Origin of the sequence: Arthrobacter yangruifuii, assembly GCF_009192775.1 — a bacterium.
In the GTDB taxonomy this organism is placed as follows: Bacteria; Actinomycetota; Actinomycetes; order Actinomycetales; family Micrococcaceae; genus Arthrobacter_B; species Arthrobacter_B yangruifuii.
Window position 1 is genome coordinate 175,411 of the sequence record NZ_VTFX01000005.1, and the last position, 12,829, is coordinate 188,239.

General features: G+C 64.4%; 11 protein-coding genes. 9 read left to right on the forward strand and 2 right to left on the reverse strand.

Going from position 1 to position 12,829, the window contains the following annotated elements; all coding sequences use genetic code 11:
* Positions 1–329: 329 nt before the first annotated feature.
* Positions 330–2,678 (reverse strand): hypothetical protein, encoded by a 2,349-nt coding sequence (locus tag GD627_RS11775; protein WP_152272662.1) that lies wholly within the window; start codon positions 2,676–2,678, stop codon positions 330–332.
* Between the two features lie 313 nt (positions 2,679–2,991).
* Between GD627_RS11775 and GD627_RS11780 the strand changes: the two genes are divergently transcribed.
* Positions 2,992–3,408 (forward strand): VOC family protein, encoded by a 417-nt coding sequence (locus GD627_RS11780; RefSeq protein ID WP_152272663.1) that lies wholly within the window; start codon positions 2,992–2,994, stop codon positions 3,406–3,408.
* Here the strand turns inward: GD627_RS11780 and GD627_RS11785 are convergent.
* Entirely contained in the window at positions 3,405–3,953 is a 549-nt protein-coding gene (locus GD627_RS11785) for a VOC family protein (protein WP_152272664.1), read from the reverse strand. The two genes, GD627_RS11780 and GD627_RS11785, sit on opposite strands and share 4 nt — an antisense overlap.
* 90 nt (positions 3,954–4,043) lie before the next feature.
* On the opposite strand from GD627_RS11785, the gene GD627_RS11790 reads away from it, so the two are divergent.
* The 8 genes from GD627_RS11790 (at position 4,044) to GD627_RS11825 (ending at position 12,829) form a co-directional block, all read left to right on the forward strand.
* Positions 4,044–4,916 carry a helix-turn-helix domain-containing protein gene (locus GD627_RS11790; RefSeq protein ID WP_210250499.1) on the forward strand — a complete coding sequence of 291 codons (873 nt, stop codon included), beginning with the start codon at positions 4,044–4,046 and terminating at the stop codon, positions 4,914–4,916.
* Between the two features lie 242 nt (positions 4,917–5,158).
* The gene (gene chvE, locus GD627_RS11795; RefSeq protein WP_152272665.1) at positions 5,159–6,271 is read left to right on the forward strand and encodes a multiple monosaccharide ABC transporter substrate-binding protein; all 1,113 of its coding nucleotides are present in this window, start codon (positions 5,159–5,161) and stop codon (positions 6,269–6,271) included.
* A 103-nt stretch (positions 6,272–6,374) separates the two neighbouring features.
* Positions 6,375–7,922: a multiple monosaccharide ABC transporter ATP-binding protein gene (gene mmsA / locus GD627_RS11800; RefSeq protein WP_146362840.1), complete on the forward strand. Its 1,548-nt coding sequence runs from the start codon at positions 6,375–6,377 to the stop codon at positions 7,920–7,922.
* On the forward strand, positions 7,919–9,118 hold the full coding sequence (gene mmsB, locus GD627_RS11805; RefSeq protein ID WP_152272666.1) for a multiple monosaccharide ABC transporter permease: 1,200 nt from the start codon (positions 7,919–7,921) through the stop codon (positions 9,116–9,118). Before mmsA ends, mmsB begins: the two co-directional genes overlap by 4 nt.
* A gap of 304 nt (positions 9,119–9,422) precedes the next feature.
* Entirely contained in the window at positions 9,423–10,001 is a 579-nt protein-coding gene (locus GD627_RS11810) for a hypothetical protein (RefSeq protein WP_152272667.1), read from the forward strand.
* Positions 10,002–10,066: 65 nt separating this feature from the next.
* A complete protein-coding gene (locus GD627_RS11815; protein ID WP_152272668.1) occupies positions 10,067–11,239 on the forward strand; it encodes a GDSL-type esterase/lipase family protein in 1,173 nt (390 codons plus the stop codon).
* Between the two features lie 203 nt (positions 11,240–11,442).
* Complete coding sequence (locus GD627_RS11820) at positions 11,443–12,441, forward strand: Stk1 family PASTA domain-containing Ser/Thr kinase (protein WP_152272669.1); 999 nt, start codon at positions 11,443–11,445, stop codon at positions 12,439–12,441.
* A gap of 193 nt (positions 12,442–12,634) precedes the next feature.
* A complete protein-coding gene (locus GD627_RS11825; protein WP_152272670.1) occupies positions 12,635–12,829 on the forward strand; it encodes a hypothetical protein in 195 nt (64 codons plus the stop codon).

Here is a 12,829-nt window from a genome sequence, read left to right on the forward strand (position 1 = left end):
ACGGCAGGTATGCACCTGGCTATAGTCTCCGGTGCGGCTCGCTGATGCGGTATATGCCATTGAAGTTCCTTCCCTTTTAATGATTCTTGGTGCCTTGCAGGTTGACGCGTCCGCCGGAGCTGGAGGGCTAGTACGGCTTATCGGGGCTCTTCCACTTAAAGCCGCAGGACTGGCATACGTACGTGTACCAGCCCTGGCGGTCCGGGTCTCCGATATCCATTCCGGTTTTCTTCGTGCAATCCGGACATTTTGCGGCCATTTTCGTTCTCCTTAGTGGGGGTGGACTGGTGATGGTGGAAGGTTCGCCGGGCAGCCGGGGCCGCCTTGGATTATGTCTTGAGCGTGGCCAGAGGATCGATAAGTTCAGGGCGTCCGGCCTGGATAGCGGCAATCGCTGCGCCGTAGTGCCGCCACGCGAGCGCCTGATCCCCGGTGAATGCACCGGCGGCACTTTCCCGAGCGGTGAGATTCCGGATATCGACAAGCCAGGCGGACCGGCGTTCCCAGTCTTCCGTGCCCGCAGCGACGGGTCCGAGGGAAGCAAGGATCTCGGGCATCAGGTGGGCCACGGGGATCCCCGCTTCGGTTAGTTCGAGTGCGCGGTTGAGGCTGTGGACCAGAACGGCCTCGGCCTCGTCCGCCCACCGGCCGGGGGACAAATAGGCATGTTGGGTTACCGGCTGGGCCAGGCCCGCGGCAAGGGCGGGGTGAAGCCGGATCCGGTTCTGCGGTGGACGCTGCGTCCAGCGGACCTCCCGGACGTCACGCTCAAGAATCTGGTCCTTTCCGAGGAAAGCCGTGTGGAGGAGGGCAGCCTTCCCTGTTGCCAAAGTGATTTTGGCAGCGCGCTGCCCCGTCCCGAACTGCTGCTGGTACTCGCGCGACACCCCTGCGGCTACCAGGGCCAACAGCTCCGTTCCATCGGGCGACACCGCCGGAGCCCAAAAGTAGGGGAAGTCTCTCGGCACCTGGGCGTCGAGGGTGACCGCCGGGAAAGACCTGCCGTAGGAATTCCCGGCCAGGCTGAAGAGCCGGGGCACAGCCCGGCCCTGGTCATGGTCAATGGTGAGCAGGCTACTTTCAGCCAGCGGCCACCATGCCGCATTCGCCATGCCCAGCTCGAGGAACCGGCCCCCGTCGACCTCAATCAACAGGCATTTCGCGGTGCCGGTCAGCAGCAGCCAGTTTCCATCACCGCTGAAACGGATCGGTTCATTCCCGACGACGGTTTCGACCACCGTCAGCACCCGCCGCTGCCCCGCGGGGTCATAGACGGCAACTACTCCGGCGGAGCCGCCCAGGAACTCCAGCGTGGCAATCATGCCTGTGGCTCCGTGCAGATCCACCGACGTCACGTTCGCCCTCGAATCGAGGGGAAGGAAAACGCCGCTGCGGGAGGACCCGACGTACAGCGAGGATGACGGCATGCGGAGGCCGAAGGGTTTCCCCTCCTCAGGAAAGGTGAAGGTGTTGCGCCCGTCGATGGCGCCCAGATCGTAGGCCGGCGGCAGGCCCCACACTTCGTGGGTCAGGCGGCCGCCGGCGACGGCCCGTCCCGTCTGCGGGTCAAGGCAGGCGGATTGCAGGGTTACCCATGAGGGTGAGATCGGTGAATCGCCGGAGGCACGCCACGTGTATTCGAATCCCGATCCGCCCCGGCGGGCGCGCAGGTTCAAGGCCAGGGCGTTTGTCGAGTCGAAGGTTGAGTCGGGCACGGACTCACGGATGCGTTCAGCTGTGGTGTAACGTGCCAGGGCCGGCCAGTGGAACGGCCTGCCCGCAAGATTCTCCTCCGAAGCTGCCTCCAGTCGGTCCCAGAGCAAACGGTTATCCGGCACGGGTAGCTCCGAGACCGGCAGCCCAGAGTCCGGCACGAGGTCCGCACCGGCGGCGGAGGCCCCTGAATCGGGGTCCGCCGAAGCAGGAGGCCCGGCGAGGAAAGCATCCCCGAGCCCTTGGCTGAGCGCTTCAAGGCCGGCGGCATCCGTCCCCGCGGGGACATCGGCCACCAGCGCCAGCTGGTCTGCAACAGTCGTGAGGGAATAGGGACCTCTGGCGGCAAGCGCCCTGTACTTCCACGCATCATCGCCGGTGAGTGCGTCCGGAGGAGCGTCGATGCTGATCAGCAATCGGACCCCGCCTTCGATCAGGCCGAACAGGACTATCACCGTGTCCCCGGCGGCGTCCCGCACCACTCGCCGGTACAGGTCCGTGTCTAACCGTTCCCAGGAACGCGCCGCCCGGCGGGCCCACACGGGTAACAGGGAAGCCGCACCCTGTTCCGGCCGGAGCCGGGCATAGCCCGGAATTTCCCAGACGGGAACGGCGTCGGCTCCTCCTACCAGGTCTGCCACCGTTCGCGGGGCAGAGCCTAAATGGACCACGTCCCGGGTCAGTGGAGCACTCGCAGATCCGAAGGGATCAAGCAGGTGATGCATAAGGAAACCGGAGTCCGCGTCCGGTGAGCAGATAACCAGAATTGCTGACCCCAGGGTGCTCTCCACCGCGCACCAGGTGATGCCGGGATCTTGGTTCACTTGGAAAAACCCGAAGTTCATGTGGTGGGAATTCATCAATACCGGTGCAATCCGGGCCGCTTCGTCGACAAGGTCTTCCACCGCAACCGGCCCGCTCAACACCACGCTCAGGCCGGAGGCGGATACCAATGAGTAGAGCAATTGCCGGGGGTCCGTGGGCCTCAGCCCGGGATCTCGAAGGGGGACTGTTTCCTCCTCAACCTGCGGCTGCGGCGGCCGATTCTCCGCTGGTGCGGCCTGCGCACGATCCTTCTTACCAAAAAGGCCCATCCCGGTTCTCCTCCGGCTCATGTCCGTGCCGTCCCGACACCTGCTCGTGCGTCTGCGGCAGTGATGGAGGATTCGTACCACAGGCTTTGAAAAGGCGTACGGGTAGTTTCCCGGATGGCTTCCGTCCGGCCGCTGCCCGGCGCATACTCGGGTGCATCCGGTCCTACCCCTGAAGGAGACAACCATGTCCACCCTGATGAACCCCTACCTCAGCTTCCGGGACAACGCCGCCGAAGCCATGGCTTTCTACCAGGACGTTTTCGGAGGAACGCTGGAAAGCTCCACCTTCGGCGACATGAACATGGCCGAGGACCCGTCCGAGGCGAACAAGATCATGCACTCCTCACTGACCACCGACAACGGTCTGGTTCTGATGGCTTCGGACACGCCGAACAGCATGAATATGGACGAAGGCAGCAGCTACTCCATCTCCCTCAGCGGGGACAACGGTGAGGAGCTCCGCGGTTACTGGGACAAACTGCTCGACGGCGGCCAGATGACGATGCCGCTGGAAAAGGCACCGTGGGGAGACATGTTCGGCATGCTGACCGACCGGTTTGGAACCAGCTGGATGATCAGCATCGAGACCGAGGACTCCTAGGAGGATTGCCCGGCAGCCCACTCGGAGACCCGGCGGGCGCTCTCTTCCTCGGAGAGGTCCTCCACCCGGGACATGACCGACCAGCGGACGCCGAAAGGGTCACGGATGCTGGCAAAACGGTCTCCGGAGACGAAGGTGCCCAGCGGCTCCCGAATCACGGCTCCGGCTGCCTCGGCCTTCGCCACGGTCTGGTCCGCATCCGCGCAGTAGAGACCCAGCGAGTAACAGTCGCTGTCACCTTCGGGCGGTGAAACCAGGCCATACGCAGGGTTCGGCTCACCCAGCTGCAGCCTGCCGGTGCCGAAATCGAGATCGGCGTGCACAACTACGCCGTCCATCTCGACGACGTCCACCACCCGGGCGCCGAAAACGTTCCGGTAGAAGTCGATGGCTCCGCGGGCATCCGGTACGGCCAGGAACGGCGTCAAAGTGGTGACGCCGTGGGGGATGCCGCCGGTGGTATATTTCCCGGTCAGGCCGGCAGTGCCGGACGCCGCCGCGGATGCAGAATCGATAGTGCTGGTTGCAGGCAGGTTCGTAGTCATGCTGCAAGGCTAGGCAGGCCCGACCCGGGAAGGCTTGAAGATTCGCGACAGCCCCGGCTGGGAACCGCCGCCGGGGGAAGGGACGGCGTTGTGGAGGAGCAGTGGCGCGGAGCGTTGTATCCGTCCCGGCTGCCTACCTTCCACCGGCTGCCGCCGCCGCATGCGCTGAGGGACCGGATGCGCTGGACCTGGATCCCGGAATGGCAGCTGGCCCCGGAGCGGGTATCCCGCCAGGAGGTCCTGCCGTTTCCCGCCCTGAACCTGGTGGTGGAACCGGACGGTGTCAGCCTCGTGGGTCCCTCCACCCGGCGTTCGTTCCGCGATCTGGAAGGCACCGGATGGGCGGTGGGTGTGCTGCTGCGGCCAGCAGCCGTGCCGGTCTTCACGGACGATCCCGGTCGCCTCAGGGACAGGGAGATCCCGTTCGCGGCCCCGGATCTGCAGGAGGCGGTTGCCGCAGCCATGGGGGAGGCCGACGGCGGTGCGTGCCGCCGGGAGCGCGCAGCATCGGCCGCCGCGCACTGGCTGGAAACCCACGTCCCGGTATCCGCGGCCGACGCCGCTCTGGCGAACCGGTTCGAGGAACTGATCCAGGCCGACAGGGCGCTGATCCGCGTTGACCAGGCAGCGGCGCAGCTGGGCGTCTCGGTCCGGACCCTGCAGCGGCTTGCCCTCCGGTTTGTGGGGCTCCCGCCGCTGGTGATGATCCGCCGCTACCGGCTGCAGGAAGCCGCCGAACGGCTGCGGCGGGAGCCGGGCACTCCCATTGCGGATATCGCGGCCGCGCTCGGCTATGCCGACCAGGCTCACCTGGCCACGGCGTTCAAGGAGGTCCTGGGCTATACACCGAGCGGATATCGGCGCTCCGCCGCCGAACCGGCGCCACGTTTCGCCGTCGAACCGGCGCCGCGTTCCGCCGTCGAACCGATCCCACGGAACAGCGCGGTCCAGCCCAAAGATTAGGCGGGCACACCGGGTTCCCACATCCCGATATCGATCGTGTAACGTTCCCCAAATCTCTTGTGATTCAGGCCACTTCGGGGATATGTTGTCTTCGCCTACAAATTGTCGATGCTACGCGTCGGCTGGGCGTTACAGCGTTGTATCCGCTCGATCCAGCCCATGGCGGACCCGAGGCCACCCCCGCCGGACAGCGGATGGAAGGCCCGGCGCACCGGCAGGATCCTTTTCGAAGGTTTTGCAGTATGACCAGAATCAAGAACCTCTCTGCCGTCCTTCTGGCGGCAGGCCTGGCTGCAGGGATGTCCGCCTGCGCACCGGCCGGATCATCCAGCGATGAGGCCGACGGCGTTTCCTGCAACGTCGGCATCTCCATGCCCACGCGCAGCCTCGAACGCTGGATCAATGACGGTGAGGGGCTCAAGGAAAAACTTGAAGCCCAGGACTGCACCGTTGACCTCCAGTACGCGGATGACAAGACGGACCAGCAGATCAGCCAGATCCAGAACCAGGTGGCCGGCGGCGCCAAGATCCTTGTGGTCGCGGCCATCGACGGGGAAACCCTCGGCCCGACGCTCGAGGACGCGAAGGACCAGGACGTACAGGTCATCGCCTATGACCGCCTGATCAACGGCACCGAAGCCGTGGATTACTACGCCACGTTCGACAACTACAAGGTGGGCCAGCTCCAGGGCGAGTTCATCGAAAAGCAGCTCGGCCTGGCCGAGGGCAAGGGCCCGTTCAACCTCGAGCCCTTCGCCGGCAGCCCCGATGACAACAACGCCTCGTTCTTCTTCTCCGGCGCATGGGACGTCCTGCTTCCCTACGTGGAAAGCGGCCAGCTGGTGGTTCCCTCCGGCAAGTCCCCGGCGAACAACGACGCATGGACGTCCATCGGCATCCTCGGCTGGCAGTCCGCCGACGCTCAGGCCGAGATGGACAACCGGCTGCAGTCCTTCTACACCGGAGGCGAGAAGGTCGACGTCGTGCTCTCCCCGAATGACAGCCTGGCGCTGGGCATCGAGGCCTCGCTGGATTCCGCCGGGTACAAGCCCGGCTCGGACTGGCCGCTCATCACCGGCCAGGACGCCGACGTCGCGAACGTCAAGGCCATGCTGGCAGACCAGCAGTCCATGACCGTCTGGAAGGACACCCGCGAGCTCGGCGCCCAGGTGGAGACCATGATCATGGCCCTTGTTAACGAGGAGGACGTGGAGGTCAACGACACGGACACCTACAACAATGAGGTCAAGGTGGTCCCCACCTACATCCTCGATCCGCAGGTGGTCACCAAGGACACCGTCCAGTCCGCCCTGGTGGACTCCGGCTTCCTCGAAGCCGGCGACGTCGGTCTCTGATCCCCGGCGTCACTTTCGACGGGCAAAAACAGCGGCGTGCGACGGCGGAAAAACCGCCGCACGCCGCTGCCGCCTGTATTGAAGCTACTGAAGCGAGAACCACATGACTGACGTCATCCTGTCCATGGACGGCATAGTGAAGGAGTTCAACGGCATCCGGGCCCTCGACGAGGTCTCGGTAAGTGTTGAACGCGGCGAAGTGCACGCGATCTGCGGCGAAAACGGCGCCGGCAAATCCACCCTGATGAAGGTGCTCAGCGGGGTCTATCCGCACAACAGCTTTGCCGGGACCATCACCCTCGACGGCAAGCCTGTCAACTACAACTCGATCAACGACAGCGAGCGCGACGGCATCGTGATCATCCATCAGGAACTGGCGCTGAGCCCGTTCCTGTCCATCGCCGAGAATATTTTCCTCGGCAATGAGGTGGCCCGCGGCGGGGTGATCGACTGGAACCAGACCAACCTGCAGGCCGCGGCACTGCTGAAGCGCGTGGGGCTGAACGAAAACCCGGCCACCAAGGTCCTGGAGCTCGGCGTCGGCAAACAGCAGCTGGTGGAGATTGCCAAGGCGCTGTCCAAAGAGGTGAAGATCCTGATCCTCGACGAGCCCACCGCAGCGCTGAACGACGACGACTCCGCGCACCTGCTGGGCCTGATCGACCAGCTGCGCGGCCAGGGGATCACCTCCATCATCATTTCCCACAAGCTCACGGAAATCCGCTCGATCGCCGATACCGTCACCGTCATCCGTGACGGGCGCACCATCGAGGACTTTCCGGTGGAGGACACCGACGGGATTGAAACCCGGATCATCCGGGCCATGGTCGGCCGGCCGCTGGACCACCAGTTCCCGCCCCGGGACCCGGATATCGGCGCGGAGAAGTTCCGGGTGGAGGACTGGACGGTTCATCACCCCGTGGACACCTCCCGCGTGGTGGTGAAGGACGCGAATTTCAACGTCCGGGCCGGGGAAATCATCGGGTTCGCCGGGCTGATGGGTGCCGGGCGCACGGAACTGGCCATGAGCATTTTCGGCCGTTCCTATGGCAGCAACATTTCCGGCCGCGTCTATAAGGACGGGGTGGAAATCCGCACCCGCACCGTGGGTGAGGCCATCCGGCAGGGCCTCGCCTACGTCAGCGAGGACCGCAAGCGTTACGGGTTGAACCTCATCGGCAGCGTGACCGTCAACGTCTCCGCCGCCGCGCTGGGCAAACTCGCCCGGCTGGGAGTGATCGACCGGCACCGCGAATACGCCGTGGCGGACGACTACCGGCAGCAGATGAACATCCGCACCCCGAGCGTCGCCTCGACCGTGGGCAACCTGTCCGGCGGAAACCAGCAAAAAGTAGTCCTCAGCAAATGGATCTACTCCGGCCCGGACGTGCTGATCCTCGACGAGCCCACCCGCGGGATCGACGTCGGCGCCAAATACGAAATTTACGGAATCATCAACGAGATGGCGGCCCAGGGCAAAGCCGTGATCGTCATCTCCAGCGAACTGCCCGAACTGATCGGGCTCTGTGACCGCATCTACACCATCGCCGAAGGCCGGCTCACCGCCGAAGTGGACCGTGCCGACGCCACCCAGGAAGAACTGATGCGCCACATGACCGCTGCCAGGACCCAAGGAGTGCAAGCCCCGTGACCACCACCACCCCCGAACAGGCGAAGCCGGCGCTGCCGCCTCAGGCCCCGGCGAAGAAGCGCCGCCGGATAGACCTGCGCCAATACGGCATCCTGGCCGCCCTTGTTGTGATCATCCTGCTGTTCCAGGCGCTCACCGGCGGCCGGCTGCTCTATCCGGGCAACGTCAGCAACCTCATCCAGCAGAACGCGTACGTGCTGATCCTGGCTATCGGCATGGTCATGGTCATCATTGCCGGACACATTGACCTGTCCGTCGGCTCCGTGGTGGCCGCGGTGGGAGCCATTGCCGCCCTCGCCATGAATGACTGGGGAATGCCCTGGTGGGCCGCCGTCGTGCTGTCGCTGGTGGTCGGTGCGCTGATCGGAGCCTGGCAGGGCTTCTGGGTGGCGTTTGTGGGGATACCCGCCTTCATTGTGACCCTCGCCGGGATGCTCGTCTTCCGCGGCGTGGCCCTGGTCCTGCTCACCGGCGGCACGGTCAGCGGCCTGCCGCGCCCGTTCAACGCCATCGGCTCCGGCGCCCTGCCCTCCACCGGCACCCCTGACCTGCTCACCCTCGGCATCGGCGCCCTGGCGTCGATTGCCCTGGTGGTGCAGCAGCTCAAGACCCGGGCGGACCTGCGCCGGCTGGACCTGCCGCGGGAGCGGACGGCGTCGTTCGTGTTCAAGAACGTGGTTGCCGTGTTCGCCATCATGTACCTCTGCTACCTGCTGGCCTACAGCCGCGGCCTGCCGATCATCCTGATCATCCTGGCGGTGCTGGTGATGGCCTACTCCTTCCTGCTGGGCCGCACGGTCTTCGGCCGGCACATCTACGCCATGGGCGGGAACCTCAACGCGGCCATGATGTCCGGTGTGAAAACGCAGTGGGTGAACTTCCTGGTCTTCGTGAACATGGGTTTCCTCGCCGGACTGGCCGCGGTGGTCAGCACGGCACGCGCCGGCGGCGCGGTGGCTTCGGCCGGGCAGGGCTTCGAACTGGATGCCATTGCCGCGGTCTTCATCGGCGGTGCCTCGGTGCAGGGCGGCGTGGGCACCGTGGTGGGAGCCGTGATCGGCGGCCTGGTCATGGGCGTGCTGAACCAGGGCCTGTCCATCCTGTCCGTGGACGCCGCATGGCAGCAGATCATCAAGGGTCTGGTGCTGCTGGCGGCGGTCGTGTTCGGGCTCAGCCGGAAGCGCAACGCCCGGTAGGTTTCCTTCAGCAAACGACGGCGGCGGTCCCTCCCGGTGGAGGGACCGCCGCCGTCGTTTTGCGGCGGGCAGGTATTCGGTGCGGAATAGTCACCTTGCTGATTAATTGCGAAAGGCAACCGCATAAAAAGTATTGTCTTTCCCGTTTTCGCCGGGGCCACAACAATTCTCTTTGTTTTGGCACCCGGTATGGCATTATCAGGTACGAATCCGGGGAATACCGTTTCACGGACTCCATTCGGACCCCCTGTCGCTGCCGGTTCGCGCAGCTCCACACCATTAATCATGAAATGAAAGAAGTTCGATGACCCAGCAGGAAAAACTCTCCACACCGCCTGTTCCCGTGCGGTCCCAACGGCACAAGATCCTCACGATGGTGGTGGCGGCCCTGACGGTGCTCCTGGTGGTGCCCGGTGCTCTCAACGGTGGCCTGTTCACCGTGGTTTTCATTTTCCTGATGGTTCCGGCATTCTGCCTGATTCGCGCGTACAAGGTCCGTTCCGGACGCCGTTGGCTGATCATTTCCTGCGCACTGGTGCTGGGGCAGGCCGCCACGGCGGTCTCCGGGGTCTCGAACCAGGGAGCAACAGCCTGGATGCTGATTCTGCTCACGGTTTACAGCGGCCTCTGGATCTACTGGGGCGAAGAGGAGCGCCGGTTCAGCAGCACCAAACGCTGGCAGGCCGCCGAAAACGTGGCTGCCATGAACGGAACCGACGTCTGGTTCGTGAACCAGGCGAGCCCGTCCGGCTCGGAGACCCGTGTGGTGCTCTACACCGCCGGCCGCGACCCCTGGAGCACCGCCGTCTGGGGCACCGTGCGGCCCGGAATGCTGGTGGTCCTGAACCCCGCCCGCGAAATCCTCTACACCACCTGGTCCTAGTCCGAACTGAAGGTTCTGCGCGGGTGGGGGTTTAATGGACTCCGGCATTAGGAGGCCTCCCTTTCATGATCACCACACCCATCACGCCGCCGCTGGTCCGCGGAGCTGCTGAACTCGAAACCACCGTCCGCGGGCTGCGCCCGCACCGGCTGCCCGCCTCGGTGCGGGAACGGTTTCCCGATCCGCAGCTGATGATGGCCGAGTCCCAGCCCTCCGGCGTCCGCCTGGTGTTTTCAACGACGGCGGAGCAGCTGGAGGTGGTCACGCATCCAACACGCGTGGTCTACCTGGGCGCGGACCGGCCGCGGGGCCGCGTGGACCTGCTGGTCGACGGCGAGCTGCTGCACAGCGACGAGCTCACCGGGGGCTCCTACACCGAAGTCAACATGTCCACCGGCGCGGCCCGGCAGGTGGACGGCGCGTCACACACCAGCGGATTTCCCCGGCTGCCGGCAGGGTCCAAGACTGTGGAGGTGTGGTTGCCGCACAACGAGTCCGTGGAATTGGTGGAACTGCACTCTGACGCTCCGGTGGAACCGTTTTCTTCGGGCCGGCCGGTCTGGCTGCACCACGGCAGCTCCATCAGCCACGGCTCCAACGCCGCAACGCCGTCGGGCATCTGGCCTGCGGTGGCAGCACGGATCGGCGGCGTCGAGCTGCACAACCTGGGACTGGGCGGCAGTGCCCTGGTGGATCCGTTCACGGCGCAGGTGATGCGGGATACCCCGGCGGACCTGATCAGCGTGAAGCTGGGCATCAACGTGGTGAACATGGATTCCATGCGGCTGCGGGCGTTTGTGCCGGCGGTGCACGGCTTCCTGGACACCCTTCGCGAGGGGCATCCGGAGACCCCGCTGGTGCTGATTTCCCCGATTTTCTGCGGCATCCATGAAGACACTCCGGGTCCAGGAGCCTTTGATCCGGCGTCGTTCGGGACCGGGCAGGTCCGGTTTGTGGCGACCGGTGCGTCGGAGGGCGTGGCGGCGGGCCAGCTGACACTGCGGGTGATCCGCGAGGCGCTGGAGTCCCTGGTGGCACGCCGGGCGGAGGATCCGAACCTGTACTACCTCGACGGGACGGAGCTGTACGGGGCAGCGGACGCCGAGGTGCATCCGCTGCCGGACGCGCTGCATCCGGACAGCGCCACGCACCGGCTGATCGGCGAGCGGTTCGCCATGTATGCGTTTGCGGGGGAGGGGCCGTTCGGGGAAACGGTTCAAACGCGCAAATCGCTCTAAATGCGTGGACAGGGGATGGCAATAAGGCCAGCCTCCGAGTGTCACCCACCGAGGCAAGGACCCCTCAATCCCACTCGGCAGCACACGCCCTATACTTAGATGTCGCAAAACAGTAATCGGAGTCTTTGGAACGACCACGTTTCACCTCGGTGATCAGCGGTTATTTCCACAGGACGGTGTTAAGAGTGAGTAGTAAACCAGCAATGAATCGATTCGTCTCCGCCGCACTGGCAGTGGTCCTAATGGTAGGAATGGCCGCCTGCAGTGAAGCACCGGTGGAGGACTTACCCAGTCCGTCGCCGTCTACCACCAAGACTCCGCGGGAAGTGCCCGACGTTCTCGGAACTTCTGCTTCGGATGCCAAAATCGCTCTGATTGCTCAGGGCCTGCGACCGGTGCTCCGAACTCAGGATGGTGAACGCTGGACCGACGAAAAGTTAGCTGCGTATGCTGAAGCTCTTTCCACGGACCCGTCAGCTGGTACAAGCGTGGAAACGGGTACCGTCGTTGAGATCACCCTGAATATGACGGAAAGCTCAGCTTCGGAGAAGATGAAGGCTGAAGCGGAAGCCAAGGTCCTCGAGACCCGATACACCTTCTCGTGCAGCACCCGAGGCTACGGTGCGGACCGCAAAACTGAGGAATATCATTCCTATTCGGCCGTCTGGTCCGCTCCCAACTACGCGGATATAGATACCTGCTACGTCCGCATTGCCGGAGAGTCTCCGTCGAAAGATACGGAACTCCGCGCCGAGGAACAGACCATTGCAAATATCGTGAGCGACAATGGCGGCGATGCCAGCACCCCCGCGAGTGCATTCGCGAATGCACTGTCGCTGTGCGCGAAGCCGCCCTTCGACTATCCAAACATCAATGCGAGGTCTTCCCGAAACACGCAGGCGCTGGCGCAGGCGGCCCGAACGCTGTGCCCCGATGCGCCGCATGCCGCTCTTCTTCAGGAAGCCTCGGTCAGGGTTACCATCCAGGACGGCACCTTCGTTGTTGGCCAGGAGATGGAGGGCGGAACCTACCAAACCCAGCCCGGTGTAAAGGACTGTTATTGGGCCCGGACAACCGGCAGTGGGGACATTATCGCCAATGACTTCATTGGATTTGCTCCTACCGGCGCAACAGTCTCGGTCTTTGAAGGCGAAGGGTTCGAGGCATCGAACTGCGGAACATGGACAAAGATCGCTGAATAAGACGATGGCCGTACCGATACCTGGTGGTCAGTTGCCGGCTTGACCGTCGGCAATGGGGGTGAGGGGTCCGGATACTTGGACCAAAGGTTTCCGGGGTAACTTTCCGCGATTGTCTGCCCAGCCAGCACCTCCCGGAACGCCGGATTCGGATGGGCATTGGGCAGCACGCGGCGCACCCGTTCCAGGGCTTCCAATGGAGTTACCCCGGCCACGTGGGCTGCACAACCTGGGACTGGGCGGCAGCGCCTTGGTGGATCCGTTTACTGCGCAGGTGGTGCATCCGCTGCCCGACGCGCTGCATCCGGACAGTGCCACGCACCGGCTGATCGGCGAGCGGTTTGCCAAGTATGCGTTTGCGGGGGAGGGGCCGTTCGCTCAGCGCGGCTGA